The organism is Planktotalea sp. (assembly GCF_965659345.1).
Lineage (GTDB): Bacteria > Pseudomonadota > Alphaproteobacteria > Rhodobacterales > Rhodobacteraceae > Planktotalea.
Genome location: NZ_CBFHVK010000003.1, coordinates 212,218 through 227,140, shown reverse-complemented (window position 1 = coordinate 227,140; position 14,923 = coordinate 212,218). Strand labels below are relative to the sequence as shown.

Annotated in this window: 13 protein-coding genes and 1 tRNA gene; 6 read left to right on the top strand and 8 right to left on the bottom strand. The window is 52.8% G+C overall.

Features of this window, described 5'->3' with window-relative positions:
* Positions 1 to 48: 48 nt before the first annotated feature.
* The 4 genes from ACTG3Z_RS03635 to ACTG3Z_RS03620 all read right to left on the bottom strand — a co-directional run bounded on the left by ACTG3Z_RS03635 (position 49) and on the right by ACTG3Z_RS03620 (position 4,188).
* Positions 49 to 369, bottom strand: a complete 321-nt coding sequence (locus ACTG3Z_RS03635) for a hypothetical protein (RefSeq protein WP_439141280.1) — start codon at positions 367 to 369, stop codon at positions 49 to 51.
* 93 nt (positions 370 to 462) lie between these two features.
* On the bottom strand, positions 463 to 1,449 hold the full coding sequence (locus ACTG3Z_RS03630) for an RsmB/NOP family class I SAM-dependent RNA methyltransferase (protein ID WP_439141279.1): 987 nt from the start codon (positions 1,447 to 1,449) through the stop codon (positions 463 to 465).
* 222 nt (positions 1,450 to 1,671) lie between these two features.
* Positions 1,672 to 3,120, bottom strand: a complete 1,449-nt coding sequence (gene guaB / locus ACTG3Z_RS03625; RefSeq protein ID WP_439141278.1) for an IMP dehydrogenase — start codon at positions 3,118 to 3,120, stop codon at positions 1,672 to 1,674.
* A 78-nt stretch (positions 3,121 to 3,198) separates the two neighbouring features.
* Entirely contained in the window at positions 3,199 to 4,188 is a 990-nt protein-coding gene (locus ACTG3Z_RS03620; protein ID WP_439141277.1) for a tellurium resistance protein, read from the bottom strand.
* A 223-nt stretch (positions 4,189 to 4,411) separates the two neighbouring features.
* Between ACTG3Z_RS03620 and ACTG3Z_RS03615 the strand changes: the two genes are divergently transcribed.
* Together ACTG3Z_RS03615 and ACTG3Z_RS03610 are read left to right on the top strand one after the other, a co-directional pair.
* A complete protein-coding gene (locus ACTG3Z_RS03615) occupies positions 4,412 to 6,457 on the top strand; it encodes an ASKHA domain-containing protein (RefSeq protein ID WP_439141276.1) in 2,046 nt (681 codons plus the stop codon).
* Positions 6,458 to 6,501: 44 nt separating this feature from the next.
* Positions 6,502 to 6,575 (top strand) — tRNA-Gly (locus ACTG3Z_RS03610).
* Between the two features lie 15 nt (positions 6,576 to 6,590).
* On the opposite strand, the gene ACTG3Z_RS03605 is transcribed toward ACTG3Z_RS03610, so the two are convergent.
* The 4 genes from ACTG3Z_RS03605 to ACTG3Z_RS03590 all read right to left on the bottom strand — a co-directional run bounded on the left by ACTG3Z_RS03605 (position 6,591) and on the right by ACTG3Z_RS03590 (position 12,274).
* Complete coding sequence (locus ACTG3Z_RS03605) at positions 6,591 to 8,408, bottom strand: ABC-F family ATP-binding cassette domain-containing protein (protein ID WP_439141275.1); 1,818 nt, start codon at positions 8,406 to 8,408, stop codon at positions 6,591 to 6,593.
* A 97-nt stretch (positions 8,409 to 8,505) separates the two neighbouring features.
* On the bottom strand, positions 8,506 to 9,222 hold the full coding sequence (locus ACTG3Z_RS03600) for a GNAT family N-acetyltransferase (RefSeq protein ID WP_439141274.1): 717 nt from the start codon (positions 9,220 to 9,222) through the stop codon (positions 8,506 to 8,508).
* Positions 9,219 to 9,485: a hypothetical protein gene (locus tag ACTG3Z_RS03595; protein WP_439141273.1), complete on the bottom strand. Its 267-nt coding sequence runs from the start codon at positions 9,483 to 9,485 to the stop codon at positions 9,219 to 9,221. Before ACTG3Z_RS03595 ends, ACTG3Z_RS03600 begins: the two co-directional genes overlap by 4 nt.
* Before the next feature lie 2 nt (positions 9,486 to 9,487).
* Complete coding sequence (locus ACTG3Z_RS03590) at positions 9,488 to 12,274, bottom strand: glutamine-synthetase adenylyltransferase (RefSeq protein ID WP_439141272.1); 2,787 nt, start codon at positions 12,272 to 12,274, stop codon at positions 9,488 to 9,490.
* A gap of 87 nt (positions 12,275 to 12,361) precedes the next feature.
* Here ACTG3Z_RS03590 and ACTG3Z_RS03585 point away from each other — a divergent pair, with 87 nt between their 5' ends.
* The 4 genes from ACTG3Z_RS03585 to ACTG3Z_RS03570 all read left to right on the top strand — a co-directional run bounded on the left by ACTG3Z_RS03585 (position 12,362) and on the right by ACTG3Z_RS03570 (position 14,800).
* Positions 12,362 to 12,829, top strand: a complete 468-nt coding sequence (locus ACTG3Z_RS03585; protein ID WP_439141271.1) for a YbaK/EbsC family protein — start codon at positions 12,362 to 12,364, stop codon at positions 12,827 to 12,829.
* A 114-nt stretch (positions 12,830 to 12,943) separates the two neighbouring features.
* The gene (locus tag ACTG3Z_RS03580; RefSeq protein ID WP_439141270.1) at positions 12,944 to 13,372 is read left to right on the top strand and encodes a DUF2852 domain-containing protein; all 429 of its coding nucleotides are present in this window, start codon (positions 12,944 to 12,946) and stop codon (positions 13,370 to 13,372) included.
* Positions 13,373 to 13,450: 78 nt separating this feature from the next.
* Entirely contained in the window at positions 13,451 to 13,891 is a 441-nt protein-coding gene (locus ACTG3Z_RS03575; protein WP_439141269.1) for an RDD family protein, read from the top strand.
* 84 nt (positions 13,892 to 13,975) lie between these two features.
* Positions 13,976 to 14,800 carry an arginyltransferase gene (locus ACTG3Z_RS03570; RefSeq protein WP_439141268.1) on the top strand — a complete coding sequence of 275 codons (825 nt, stop codon included), beginning with the start codon at positions 13,976 to 13,978 and terminating at the stop codon, positions 14,798 to 14,800.
* Positions 14,801 to 14,923: the final 123 nt, after the last annotated feature.

The following is a 14,923-nucleotide window of genomic DNA, read 5'->3' as shown; positions in this document are numbered from 1 at the left end:
CAACTGCTCATGTCCGCGAGCTATCACGCTGGATTCACACAGTGAATCCTACAGTGCCCGATTTGTGCAACAAAGCCCGTCGTTTGAGCAAATAAATGCTGGCAAAAGATCTTGGGCATAGGTCTTCTTGATAGCTCTTATCACGACATCAGTTCCCGTGCCTGCGCTGCGGGCCTTCCAAACGAAATCGAGCAAAAAAACAAAAAAGACTAAGGAAAGAGCGACCAAGCCAAGCAATACACCCCGCTCTATCAGCCCTGACGCAAAATAGACTCCAACAAGCAATAACAAAGGAACAATCAACAAAACCCAACGGTAAAATCGTAAAGTTGTCGCTGATCCTAATTGTTTGACAATCGCTTCATTCAAAGTGTGCTCCCCGGGGTCGGCCTAAACAGCTCGTAAACCGAATGGGTTAACACTACATGAATCGCAGTCGTTTTGCAATTTAAGGTTGAGCGACTATACTTTTACTTGCATCACCGCGACATAAAATCCATCGCATCCATCTAACGGCGTCCAAGACTTTTGCGACAATAGAGTGAACTTGTCGGTGCGTTTGAGAAATGCGTTTACTTGTTCTTCATTTTCTTGCGCGAAAAGAGAACATGTTGCGTAACAAAAATATCCGCCCGCCCCGACATAGACGCTTGCGTCGTTTAATATTTGTGCTTGCAGGGTGATGAGATCTTGGAAATCACTTTTCGTCGTTTTCCACTTTGCATCCGGACTACGACGCCAAGAGCCCGAGCCAGAACATGGGGCGTCACATAGAACTAGATCGAAGGGACCTTGTTTAATGATTGCCGCTTGATCAATACATTTAATATTAACGTCTGCTCGCGCTGCGCGCATGGGTATATCCTGCATCCTTTTTGGATTGACATCATGAGCAAATATACGCGCTTGGGAACGCGCCGCCATCGCAAGGGATTTACCGCCGCCCCCAGCACAGTAATCGAGAATTGTACTACAATCATCAATTGGCAAAGCGTCTATTAACGCTTGACTGCCCGCGTCTTGCAGCTCTACCGCGCCATTTAAATACGCTTTTGAAGTTTTCACTTTGCGTGGATTGGACTTTACCCGAAGCGCTGTTTCGCTGATCTGCAGGCGCTCTACGACTATGTCGTCTGTTTCAAGGAGCTTTGTGGCCTCAACAATGGTGCATTTTGAGACATTTGCGCGCAAATCGACAGGGGCACGTTTGCTTAACAGTTGAGCAATCTCCGCAGCATTTTTGGGATGAGACGCTTGCAAAAGATCTACACACCAAGCCTGCAAATTCCAATTCTGACGAGAAGTTTCAACCCCCTCGATAGACGCGTGCTGCTGGTCAGCATCCATCAACAGGCCTGTTTCTGATCCTTCGAGAGGCGCAGGAGCATGCCCCACTCCAGAAAATAATTCGCTCGCATCCAATCTTTGCAGTTTGCAAAGCCCGATCATAACGGCGCGCCCCGTCAAAGCACCACCAAGATCTGCGCATCTGTCGCGGTTTCGCAAAGCGTCAAAGACATGATCGCGTACTGCGGCGCGGTCTTTTGAACCGGCAAAGCGGGATCGACGTGCCCAACGGGTCAGCGCCTTTTCCGCAGCCTCCCCCGCAAAGATTTGGTCCAAACACTCCATCGCGGCCGAAACACGTGCGCCGGGGGTCATCTGATCAGCCTACCCGATACGATAATTCGGAGATTCACGCGTAATTTGCACATCATGCACATGACTTTCTTTCAAACCTGCGCCGGTGATCTTAACGAAATTGCAATTGTGCCGCATTTCTTCAATGGTGGCGCATCCCGTGTAGCCCATAGCCGCGCGCAAACCGCCGACCAATTGGTGAACAACCGCGCTCGCAGAGCCTTTATATGGGACTTGCCCTTCAATCCCCTCGGGAACAAGCTTGTCGCTTGCCGCATCCTTTTGAAAATAGCGGTCTGCAGAGCCACGTGCCATCGCACCTAGGCTTCCCATGCCACGATAACTTTTGAAGCTCCGCCCTTGATAAAGGATCACTTCGCCAGGACTTTCATCCGTACCAGCCACCATTGAGCCAACCATGGCGCAACTTGCACCAGCACCAATTGCTTTTGCAAAATCACCCGAAAACTTGATCCCGCCATCTGCAATTATTGGTACGTCACCAGCGGCTTTTGCGCACTCAACAATCGCGGTCATTTGCGGCATGCCCACCCCTGCAACCATCCGCGTAGTACAGATTGAACCAGGTCCAATCCCGACTTTCACCGCATCTGCACCCGCATCAATCAAAGCGCGCGTCGCTTCGGGCGTCACAACATTGCCGACCACAATTTGAACATCGCCAGCGATAGATTTGGCGCGTTTCACCGCCTCAATCACACCAGCGGAATGGCCATGCGCCGTATCAATCACGACGATATCAACCTGAGCATCGATCAAGGCTTCAGTCCGCTCAAAACCTGAATCACCGACAGAAGAGGCCGCCGCAACACGCAAACGGCCTAAGTCGTCTTTGCAGGCAGTCGGGTTCAAAACGGCCTGTTCAGTATCTTTAAGCGTCAAAAGTCCCGTCAAAATACCGGAGCCATCGTGCACCAACAGTTTTTCAATGCGTCGTGCACGCATGAGGCTTTTAGCCTCTTCGAGATCCGCAGGTTCTGCCAGCATCGCCAAGTCTTGCGAGCTCATCATCACATGAACTGGCGTATCATCAGAACTCGCAAAACGCATGTCGCGGTTGGTCAAAATACCCACCACACGCCCTTCTTGGTCAACAACCGGGAAGCCAGTGAAATTGTAACGCGCAACAAGCGCTTTGGCATCTGCAAGCGTTTGATCCACGCGCAACGTTACTGGGTTATAGACGATGCCACTTTCAAAACGTTTGACGCGGCGGACTTCGCGCGACTGAGCTTCTACATCGAGGTTTTTATGGATCACCCCCATTCCGCCAGCCTGCGCCATCGAAATCGCCATTCGGCTTTCGGTCACAGTGTCCATCGCAGAGCTCAAAAGCGGAATGTTAAGAGCGATAGATTTGGTTACGAATGTGCGCGTATCTGCCGTGCTCGGAAGCACGTTAGAGGCCCCGGGGACCAGTAGCACATCATCAAAAGTAAGGGCCTCGCGAATCTCCATCAGAGTTCTCCTTGGGAGGGTACGTTTGGCAGTTTCCTATTTCACGGCTTTAACAGAATGAAAAGGGTGCCAAAGCCTTTAAGCGGTCGCTGCACCCGTTTTTGTCGCCAAAGCACCGCTGGCCCACATCAACAACACGCGTGTGAAGATGAAGGGTGCGAGCAAGCTGACCAAGAAAAGTGGCACCAAAGCGAGCCAAGCAAATGCACTGACCTGCGCACTGACTAAGAAAAGCGCGACGCTCAGCGCGCCAACTGGAAACGTGAACGCCCCCCAAAGTGGCGAAAACCCCGCACGCGCAAGATAAGAAACCCTGCTCAACAAAAGCCCTGCAACACCCACCGCCAAAACCGTGAAAACCAACGCCAAGGTCTGATACCCTAGCAACATAGACACAGTCGCAAACAGGCTGACCGGTGCGAGATGAATAACCAGCATTGGTCGCAGCGGCGCTGGCACCTTTGTTTGGCTCATTTGTAGCAGGCTAACCCCATAAATGATCAAAGCGGTAAAACATGTTACGCTTAAAATCACGACGGACAAACCAGTATAACCCAAAGGTACAGCTGCCAAACACGCCACAACAAAGCCGACAAAGCTCAGATGCCAAGCGGGTGAAACCACCAGACCATCAGGCGTTTTTACCATGACTGTAAGCGCCAAGACCGTTGTGAAAATGTGAAATGGCAAGGCGATGAAAAGTGCAACCGTGGCAACCGTCGGTGAAATCGGCGCAAGGCTGGCGGCAAACAAAAAGACGCTCATCGTCATCGACGATACGCCCCCGCGCCCGGGAACGCTTTTCATATCATCAAGAACAACGCTTGGCCGATAGCTCATCTTTGAGATGTAGGATGACAGCAAAAAAAGCTCGATCAGACATGCGATACCCAAGATACAATAGCCAATCCAAGGCGTTATCGAGACAGGTGCAAAGTCTGACGCCGCGCGCCATGCCAGTCCCATCCCGAAAAGACCCATCATTGACGGAAACAAGGCCGGAGGTGTGCGCCGCCAAAATTCAAGCGGTGCCTCGGGGTCCGGCGCGTCTGGAGATGGCATCGACATATTAAATGACCTTAAAGAAAACGAGGAAGCGCAGCGCTAACGTATTAATCTGTAACAACAGCTTCCACGTGTGGAAAGTCTTGTCACACCTGATGCTTACAAATATTGCGTGTGAACTTTGTGAAAAAGACGCTCATGACAAGTTTTGTGACGTTTGGCATCTTTAGCCTTTTGCGGATGCGCACTATGTTTTGGAAAAATAGCTCAATGCTCAGGTGTCCCCATGTCTGCTGAACCACTCGTTGTTTTCACGCCCTCCGGTAAGCGCGGGCATTTTCCAATAGGCACGCCCGTTCTAACGGCCGCGCGTCAACTTGGTGTCGATCTTGATAGTGTCTGCGGTGGACGCGGTATTTGTTCCAAATGTCAGATCACCCCCTCCTTTGGTGAATTTCCAAAACATGGTGTCACGGCTCACGCAGATGCCTTGTCCGAATGGAATTCGGTCGAGCAGCGCTATGATGACAAGCGCGGCTTGAAATCCGGACGCAGACTTGGCTGTCAGGCAACCGTTCAAGGCGATATCGTCATCGATGTTCCAGAGGAAAGCCAAGTCCACAAACTGGTTATTCGCAAAGCCGCTTCGGATCGTGTGATTACTATGGACCCCGCGACCCGCCTTTATTTCATTGAGGTCGATGAACCTGACATGCACACGCCTACTGGCGATTTGGAGCGCGTTGCGCGCGCGTTGCAAGAACAATGGCAGATCGAAAACGTGCGCGCGGCTTTGCCTGTTTTATCCAAGCTCCAGCCTGCCTTGCGCAAAGGGAAATGGCAGGTCACGGTTGCAATAAACAAAGGCCATGATGATACAAACGCGCGTATTCTGGATGTCTGGCCTGGTCTTTACGAAGGCGGTCTTTATGGTCTCGCCATCGATCTTGGCTCGACAACAATCGCCGCGCATTTGTGCGATCTGATCACTGGGGAAGTCAAAGCCTCCTCAGGTCTGATGAATCCGCAAATTCGTTTCGGCGAAGACCTGATGAGCCGCGTATCCTACGTGATGATGAACCCGGGTGGCGATGTTGAAATGACAACAGCCGTCAGAACCGCGATTAACGGATTGATCGAGACAATTGCGACCGAAGCAGAAATTGATCCAAACGCAATTTTTGAAACGGTCTTTGTGTGCAATCCCGTCATGCATCATTTGCTTTTGGGGATCGATCCTGTCGAGTTGGGCCAAGCTCCCTTCGCCCTCGCCACCTCCGGCTCAATGAGCCTTGATGCGCGTGAAATGGATCTGCATGCGATGAACGACAATGCACGCGTCTATATTTTACCTTGTATCGCAGGTCACGTCGGGGCCGATGCAGCCGCAGTCGCCCTTTCAGAAGAGCCAGGCAAATCGGACGACTTGGTCTTGATCGTCGATGTTGGTACAAATGCCGAAATCCTGTTGGGCGACAAAGACCGCGTGCTTGCCTGCTCCTCCCCGACTGGCCCCGCATTTGAAGGTGCACAAATCAGCTCCGGTCAACGCGCAGCACCCGGCGCGATTGAGCGTTTAGAGATTAACCCAGACACCAAAGAGCCACGATTTTGTGTCATCGGCTCAGATATATGGTCCGACGAAGAAGGTTTCGACATTGCCACGGCCACCACAGGGATCACTGGGATCTGCGGCTCTGGTATCATCGAAGCAGTTGCAGAAATGCGCATCGCAGGACTACTTGATGAGAGCGGCCTAATTGGCTCTGCGGAGCAAACGGGCACCTCTCGTAGCATACCAGAAGGGCGCACGCATTCGTACCTTATCCACGATGCGACGGCTGAGGGTGGCCCGATGATCACCGTGACCCAAGGCGACATTCGTGCGATTCAGCTTGCGAAATCAGCGCTTTACGCCGGCGCGCGTCTTTTGATGGATGAACGCGGCGTTGAGCGCGTGGACCGTGTGGTTCTTGCAGGCGCGTTCGGTGCGCATATTTCATCGAAACATGCGATGGTGCTTGGCATGATCCCCGATGCGCCGCTGGACAAAGTCACAAGTGCGGGGAATGCCGCCGGTACAGGCGCGCGCATCGCACTTTGCAATGTCACGGCCCGCGCAACGATTGAGCAAACTGTCGGCGACATTACCAAGGTTGAAACCGCGATCGAACCGAAGTTCCAAGAACATTTTGTCAGCGCCAATGCGATCCCGCACAAGACCGATCCGTTCCCAGAGCTTGCCAAGATCACCACACTTCCCAACGTGAGTTTTAACACAGGCGGCGGTGACAGCGCGGGTGGTGGGCGCCGACGTCGCAAGCGTGGCTAAGCGCCCTTGACCAAGCTCAAGCACGAGAGTATCCAAAATGTGCGGCGGGTATGGTGAAAAGGTATCACGGCAGCTTCCCAAGCTTTAGTTACGGGTTCAATTCCCGTTACCCGCTCCAAATCACCTTCGCGCGTTAACCTGCTGCCTGTTCTTCTAACAGTAGCCATTCTTCTTCAGCATCACTCAATGCGGTGTGACGTTCGACCAACGCATCGCTGGCTTTTGCGAATTTGGCAGGTTCTTGCGTAAACAAATCTGGCGTGCCAAGAAATTCTTCAAGTTTGGCAATTTCCGCTTCGAGCCGCGCAATCACACTTGGCAATTCTTCAAGGCGGTGCTTGTCTTTAAACGTCATCTTGCCAGACTTTTGTTGTGCATCTTTAGGCGTAGATGCACCCTGCCCTTTGCTGACTTTGCTAACATTTTGGACTGCAGTATCATCCGCGCTGCGCTGCGCTTGGTAGTCACTCCACCCTCCGGCATAGACGGTCGCTCGCCCATTACCTTCCATCGCAATCGTTGTGCTCGCGACACGGTCCAGAAAATCACGGTCGTGACTGACCAGCAAAACTGTCCCCGAATACTCGCCCAACAGGTCCTGCAACAAGTCTAGCGTTTCAACGTCTAAATCATTTGTCGGTTCGTCCAAAACCAACAAGTTACTCTCACGCGCCATAATCTTGGCAAGCAAAAGCCGCGCCTTTTCGCCACCCGACAAAGACCTCACAGGCGCGCGTGCTTGTGCATCGTCAAAAAGAAACTCTTTGAGGTAACCAACAACGTGTTTCGGCGCACCGCGCACCATAATCTGATCTGCTTTGCCTGACACGCGCATCTCTGGATCGCCCGTTAAGCTATCCCAAAGCGACATATCCGGATCAAGCTGCGCGCGCGCTTGATCAAAGATTGCAGACTCAAGTTTGCTGCCAAGTTTGACAGTTCCCTTGTCGACAGGCTCCTGCCCCATAAGCATCTTGATCAATGTGGTTTTGCCAACGCCATTGGGCCCAACAAACGCAATTCGGTCCCCACGCTGTACGGTTAGTGTGAAATCCTGAACAATCGATTTACCATCGAACGCTTTTGCAAGCCCAACCGCTTCGATCACCTTTTTACCCGATGCCTGTCCACCCTCGAGTGCCATTGCGGCCGTACCCTGACGACGTATCTGAGAGGCACGTTCAGCGCGCAGATCCTGTAGCGCACGTACACGTCCCTGATTGCGTTTCCGCCGCGCCGAAATTCCCTCGACGGCCCAACGCGCTTCCGACTTGATCTTGCGGTCAAGCTTGTGGCGCTGCATGTCCTCTTCTTCCCACGTGCTGTCGCGCCAAGCCTCGAAACCTTCAAAACCTTTTTCTTGTCGGCGCACTTGGCCACGATCAATCCAAAGGGTCGCACGGGTCAAAGCATTCAAAAACGCGCGGTCATGCGAGATCAAAACAAACGCCGTGCGCGTTGTGCTTAACTCTGCTTCAAGCCATCCAATCGCTTCAATGTCCAAATGGTTGGTTGGCTCGTCAAGCAACATCAAACCGGGCGCTTCAGCCATCAGCTTTGCCAGTGCCGCTCGCCGCCGCTCGCCACCTGAAGCGGTTTCCACCGGGCGTGCTGGATCAAACTTTAGCCCTGCTCCTGCGCGTTCTACCTTGTAGGCCTCGGACGGATCTAGCGCGCTCAAAGCAAAATCGCCAAGTGTCGCAAACCCCTTCATCTCGGGTTCTTGTTCCATATAGCCAACGCTTACGCCGGGGCCCGCGACTATACTGCCTTTGTCAGGCTCAACCAAACCGGCCATCACCTTCATCAAGGTCGATTTGCCAGAGCCGTTCCGCCCCACCAAAGCGACCCGGTCATTCGGTTGGACAACCAGATCTAGGGCGTCAAAAACAGGATCACCGCCAAAAGTAAGCGAGATATCGGAGAGCTGAAGAAGGGGTGCGCGTGCCATACCTGCCAGCTACGCAAGGCCACCATAAAGGTCAACGCCCGACTGCGCCTCTCCGTGCTTCATTTTTCCAAATAAACTCCCCGCGGAGCGTCCTGCCCTAACCGACAACAGCCCGCAAAAGCCGTTTACGTACGTCCGGAATCCTGCTGACTTCAACACCCGTGAACACATGCATGGTGTTCATTTGTGGATCAATTACCGCATGGTCACTGACCCAGCCACCCATCATAAGATAGGTCCGTAAAAGCGACGGCATGGCACGTACAGGCCCGTGCACCGTTGTCAAAATCGTATCAAAACAAAATACATCATTGGATTTTTTCTTTGGGCGAAGATGATCCGGCCCAAGATGCTTTTTGGCCAAAACAGCAAAGCTGTTCAAATACGGCGTCGGATCCGTTCCGACAAATGAGGAACAGCCAAACATCAATTTTACATCATGCGTATCCACAAATGCAGTCATCGCACCCCAAGCGATCCGCACGACATCAGGATCAGTTTTGACTTCGGGGTCTATGCAAAAGCGGCCCATTTCGACCAAAAGCCCCTCATATGCCTGTAAGGCAGACAAATCATAGAACTGCGCAGAATAGCTCTGCCCAACCTCAGCGGCTGGCAACAAGAGCATTCGAAAACAACAACGCACGGCGCCGGTTTCGACATCTTCCACCAAGATATGCATTGAAAGGGAATCCAAAGCGTCGCGATCATCACAGCCAAACGCACGCGCGCGTAACGACTGCGCCGCCTCGATATCTTTTGCCAAACGGCTTTGTCGCGCCCGATATCGCCCTTTTGCCAAAACGATTGTCATGGGCGCTCGCGCGTACGCCAGCCACCACGACGTCGCGGCTTTTGCGACGCAGCCAATCCTTCACGCAACACCTCCGTCATAGGATGCCCTTCAGCGCCGTGACGCTTTAGCAAAACGGGCAAAGCAACGGCGCTATCGCCTTCCAAATTCAATGCCCAATCGAGAAATATGCTGCGGCATTCGCCAAGCGAAATACCGTCGATCTTATAGCTTTCTGCGATCAATCCTTTTGGATCCAAAGCATCGCCTTTAAGTGCGCGCATGATCAGCTCTCCTCAACCGATTTCAAAACAGTGCGCAACACATCCGCTGCATCTTGCGCCGTTTCAGAAACACCTGCGCGTAAATCGTCCAAGCTGTCAAACGCTGTTTCACGCAATAGAAACGCAAGCCCGCCTTGGCCGATTACATACGGCATATGTTCGTCAACGATCACTTTTTCACTTAACAGTTTCGTTGAAAGCTGCATTTGCCAAAACAGCCTATAACTGCGTTGTAAAGCGACAATTTGAGCAGTGTCGATCCAGCCCAACGCAACACTCTGCTCCAACCCGACCTCAATGTCTCGCGCCTCACTTCCCCCTACAAGTAAGCCCGCCTGCCCGATGAGCTCGATGTCTTGCAAACGACCTTCCCCGAGTTTGCCATCCCAAAACGATGCCTGCTTGGCGGCTTGAATGCGGGTCCGCATCTTTGCGACCTCAGTCAAAACCATTTCAGGTGCGCGTGCACGCGACACGATCTCACGGCGCAGGTTTTCGACATCCGCGCCCAATGACGGCTCACCCGCAATCACGCGCGCACGGGTCAACGCCAGATGTTCCCACAGCCAAGCTTTGTTTCTTTGATAGTCCTGAAAACTTTGCCAAGAGGTTGCGACAGGCCCCTGTGTGCCGGATGGGCGCAAACGCATATCCACCTCGTACAAACGACCTTGCGCCATAGGTGCCGTAATCGCTGTAACCATCGCTTGTGTCAGACGTGCGTAATACTGACGTACAGGCAGCGGGCGTTTGCCCTCAGACATCTCAACGCCATCGGCATCATAGATGATGATCAGATCAAGATCAGAGGTCGCATTCAATCGCCCAGCCCCAAGGGAGCCCATCCCAACAATCACGGCCCCGCGTCCCGGCATAGGCCCGTGCTTTTGCGCAAAGTGTTGCGCAACAATTGGCCAAAGCGCGTGCAAACACGCATGCGCCAGTTCAGCGTAACGCGTCGCGATTTGTGCGGCGCTACTCAGCCCCCGAAGATGATGCACACCAATACTGAAATGCCATTCCTTTGCCCAACGACGGGTCGCGTCAAGCTGGCGTTCATAGTCACTTTCGCGCACCAAAATGTCCGAAAGCTCAGCGCTTAATGCATCAACCCCAAGCCATTCATTGAAAAAACTACCTGCGATCACAGCATCAAACACTGCCGCATTGCGCGACAAATGCCGTGCAAGTGCGGGCGCTGTGCCAACAATATCGATGAGCAAATCGATCAACTGCGGATTTGCTTCAAAGAGTGAAAACAACTGCACACCGGCAGGTAGGCCAGACAAGAACCCGTCAAATGCCAATAGCGCCTCATCCGGTTTCGCTGTGTTCGCAAGACGTCCTAAAATATCAGGTTTCAGGCGTTCAAAAATCTCGACCGCGCGCTCAGAACGCAATGCAGGATAGGTTTGCCAGTGCTGAACGACATCCTTATCGAACCCATGGCTTTGTGGCGCGGGTTTCGCATCCGGTGCAAAAAAACCTTCTGTCAGCGCGTGCACTGCGTCCAGACGATGCTTCAAATCGTTGCGCAGCTCTGCGTCCTCGCGCCCCATGAATGCAGCAAGACGCGCAAAACCCTCATCGGAGTTGGGCAAACTATGGGTCTGCGCATCGCGCAGCATCTGCAAGCGATGCTCAACTTCGCGGTGCGCTCTGTAATGATCGCTTAAATCACGCGCAGCATCTTCAGGCACCCAGCCTTTTGCGCTTAGCACCTTTAGGCCTTCCACAGTCCCCCTTACTCTTAGCTCAGGATCACGGCCACCAGCGATAATCTGACGGGTTTGGGTGAAAAATTCGATCTCGCGAATGCCGCCGCGCCCAAGTTTCATATTGTGTTCGCGCAGCTTAAACGCCCCACCAAGCCCTTTATGTTCGCGGTAGCGCAAGCGCATGTCGTGAGCGTCTTGAATAGCCGCAAAATCAAGATGTTTGCGCCAAACGAAAGGCGTTAGTGTTTGTAAAAAACGTGCGCCTGCTTTGAGATCGCCCGCGCAAGGACGCGCTTTAATATAGGCTGCGCGTTCCCATGTACGGCCAAGGCTTTCATAATACCGCTCTGCCGCTTCCATCGCCATGCAGACAGGCGTGACACCCGGATCGGGACGTAAGCGCAAGTCTGTGCGAAACACGTAGCCCTCGCCTGTCAGATCATTCAGCATCGCCGCCATGCGCCGTGTCGCACGCACGAAAGACGCGCGCGCATCGTGAAAGTCGGCGGGGTCAAACCGCGTCTCATCAAACAGACAAATGAGATCAATGTCAGAGGAATAGTTTAATTCAAACGCTCCCATCTTTCCCATGGCGAGCACAGTCATGCCCCCTGCATCGGCAATATTGTCTTGCGTCATGCCCGGAAGCTTGCCGCGCGCAATCTCTGCGGCGATAGAAGTGCGCAATGCAGAATTGACCGCTAAATCCGCAAACTGGGTCAAGACCTGCGTGACCTTTTCCAAGCTCCAGACACCGCCTAAGTCCGCAAGCCCGGTAAGCAACGCAATCCTGCGTTTCGCTTCCCGTAGCGTCACGGGCATTGCTTTCGCATCGGAGTTTGGTACGTCTTCGAACAATTTTGCGACTGCACTGTCGGGTCCATCAAGTGCGCTTTGTAGCCAATCCGCTTCCTTTAAAATCAATGATTTCAAGTAAGGGCTGCACCCTGCGGCACCATGGATCAACTCGGCCTGTTGCCCCTCAAGCGCTGGCAACACATTCAATGCATCTTGTCCTAGGTCAGGCTCAAATGCTCTCGGTACGCGGGTGATGTTGGAAAAATCGCTCATGTTTATATCAAGGCGCGCGGCTGAGTGATTTGCAAGTGGGCAAATGATCCGCTTTAACGCGTAAAACCCTGGTTTGAAGGACCCAAGATGAGCAAATCCTTAAAACGCGTGCGCGCAGCTCTTCTCGCTCATGGATTAGACGACACAATTGTCGAAACAGGCCAAGCCACAACAGCGCAAATGGCGGCTGAAGAAATTGGGTGCGAGGTGGATCAGATCGTGAAATCCATCCTCTTTCTTGGCGAGACAAGTGGCGAATGCATTCTTTTTCTGACCGCTGGTGGAAATCAGGTCGACCCTGACAAAGCCGCAAAACTTGCGGGTGAAACGCTGGGCAAGGCCGATGCCGCAGCAATCCGCGCTCAGACAGGGTTTGCCATTGGTGGCGTGTCGCCCCTTGGGCATCTTAAAACACCACGGGCGTTTTTTGATCCAAAATTGATGACATTCGCAGAAATTTGGGGCGCTGCCGGCACGCCAAGGCATGTTTTCAGCGCTCCACCAGCACAAATTCTAAGATTTTCTTCAGCGCAAATATCTGAATTTACGAAATAAATTGAAATAAAGTAAATAACATTCACATTAGACCTTGTACCTGCACCGTTTGTAACCATCTTATTCAATGTGAAAGGCATTCACATTAACGCAACAAACGAACAGGAGTACATCATGTCCACCCTTGCCCAAGCACCGATTTATTCAGACGAGCCACAGGGTTGGTTCGCCCGGTCCGAGGCCTGGCTCGATAACAAAGGTAAAGGCGCGTGGATCGCAGCGATGGTCCTTGGCTTCATCTTTGTCTGGCCCGTCGGTCTTGCCCTTCTGTTCTATATGATCTGGAGCAAACGTATGTTTAGCCGTTCTTGCCGTACCAATTCTGCCCGTCACGGGTTTTCTGCAATGCGCCCTTCTGGCAATACTGCTTTTGACGCGTACAAAGCAGATACACTGCGCCGCTTAGAAGATGAGCAAAACAGCTTTGAAGATTTCTTGCAGCGCTTGCGTGATGCAAAAGACAAGGCAGAGTTTGACCAGTTCATGGACGATCGTGCCGGAAAAGCTGATGCTGCCAAAGCGGACGAAAAAGAAGACGCATAAGCGCCCTCAAAAAACAAACTGCGGGCCGCCCTTTCATTAGGATGGCCCGCCAGAGAGACTTAGTATGATAGTAGGATCATGACCCAGAGCTTTGCCAATCACCCCGACCCCATGCGCGCACCGCAGTTTTACGCCTCTGTGCCAAGTAAACGTTTGATCGCTTGGATCATTGATGTTGTGTTCACGGTCGTACTGACACTTCTGGTCATCCCTTTTACGGCGTTCATCGGTATCTTCTTTTTTCCTGTGCTCTTTATGCTGATCGGGTTCGCCTATCGAACCCTTACGATTGCCGCGTCTTCGGCAACGTGGGGAATGCGGATCATGTCGATCGAGCTACGCGACGAACAAGGTGCGCGTTTTGATTTCGTAAAAGCCCTTTTGCACACACTGGGATATTCGTTCTCTCTCGCGTTCATCCTGATACAGGTTGTCTCTATCGTGATGATGGTGGGTTCTGCGCGCGGGCAAAGCCTGACAGATCTCGCGCTTGGGTCTGTGATGATTAACCGCCGCTAAGCGACACGGCACGTTTCACGAATTGGGGGCTTGGCCCCCGCGCAAATTGAGTGTTAGCCTGCGCGTGAAGGATACACATCACCCATGCGCCACTCGCTTCCTGTTGCTCCGCAGTTCTATGTCACTGCACCGCAGCCCTGCCCCTATCTCGAGGGCAGGATGGAACGAAAGCTGTTTACAGCGTTGCAAGGCGATGGTGCGGAAGCACTGAACAATTCGCTCTCCAAGCAAGGGTTCAGACGGTCGCAAAATGTGCTGTATCGCCCAACCTGCGCCGATTGTGCCGCCTGCTTGTCTGCGCGCATAGAGGTCGCGCGCTTTACGCCAAGCAAAAGCCAGAAACGCACGTTGCGCCGCAACGCTCATCTAGAGCGCCGTGCGACCTCTCCTTGGGCGACGGAAGAGCAATACGCGCTGTTTCGAACCTATTTAGAGGCGCGTCATGCCAGCGGCGGTATGGTCGATATGGATGTGTTCGAGTTTGCAGCGATGATCGAAGAAACCCCGATCCGCAGCCGTGTCATTGAATACGCCAATCAAGATACGAGCGAGCTAGAAGCCGTGTGCCTTACAGATGTGCTCGATGATGGGCTCAGCATGGTTTATTCCTTCTACACCCCTGATGCGCCACGCCAATCGCTTGGCACGCATATCATCCTTGATCACATCGAGATCGCGCGCAACGCGGGCCTGCCCTATGTATACCTTGGCTACTGGGTCCCCGGCAGTCCGAAGATGGGCTACAAGGCGAGTTTCGCAGGTCTCGAAGTGTTCTCGAATGGCACGTGGCACCCCATGCAAGACCCTGCCGAGTTTGAACCAACGCTGCACCCCTTGTCTACTGCGCCCATTGCTGAGCAGGTTGCGAATATCTCATTGCCGGGTGGGTATAAGGCTGTGCCTGAGTGAGCGCTCTGCAACTGTCACGTGATTTTTTTCTCTCGTAACAAACCCTGAACATCAGATAAAGGGTTTTATGTGATGCACATTTGAGATTGAAACAGGAGGCGTGCCCAAGGTCTGCAGTGAGCC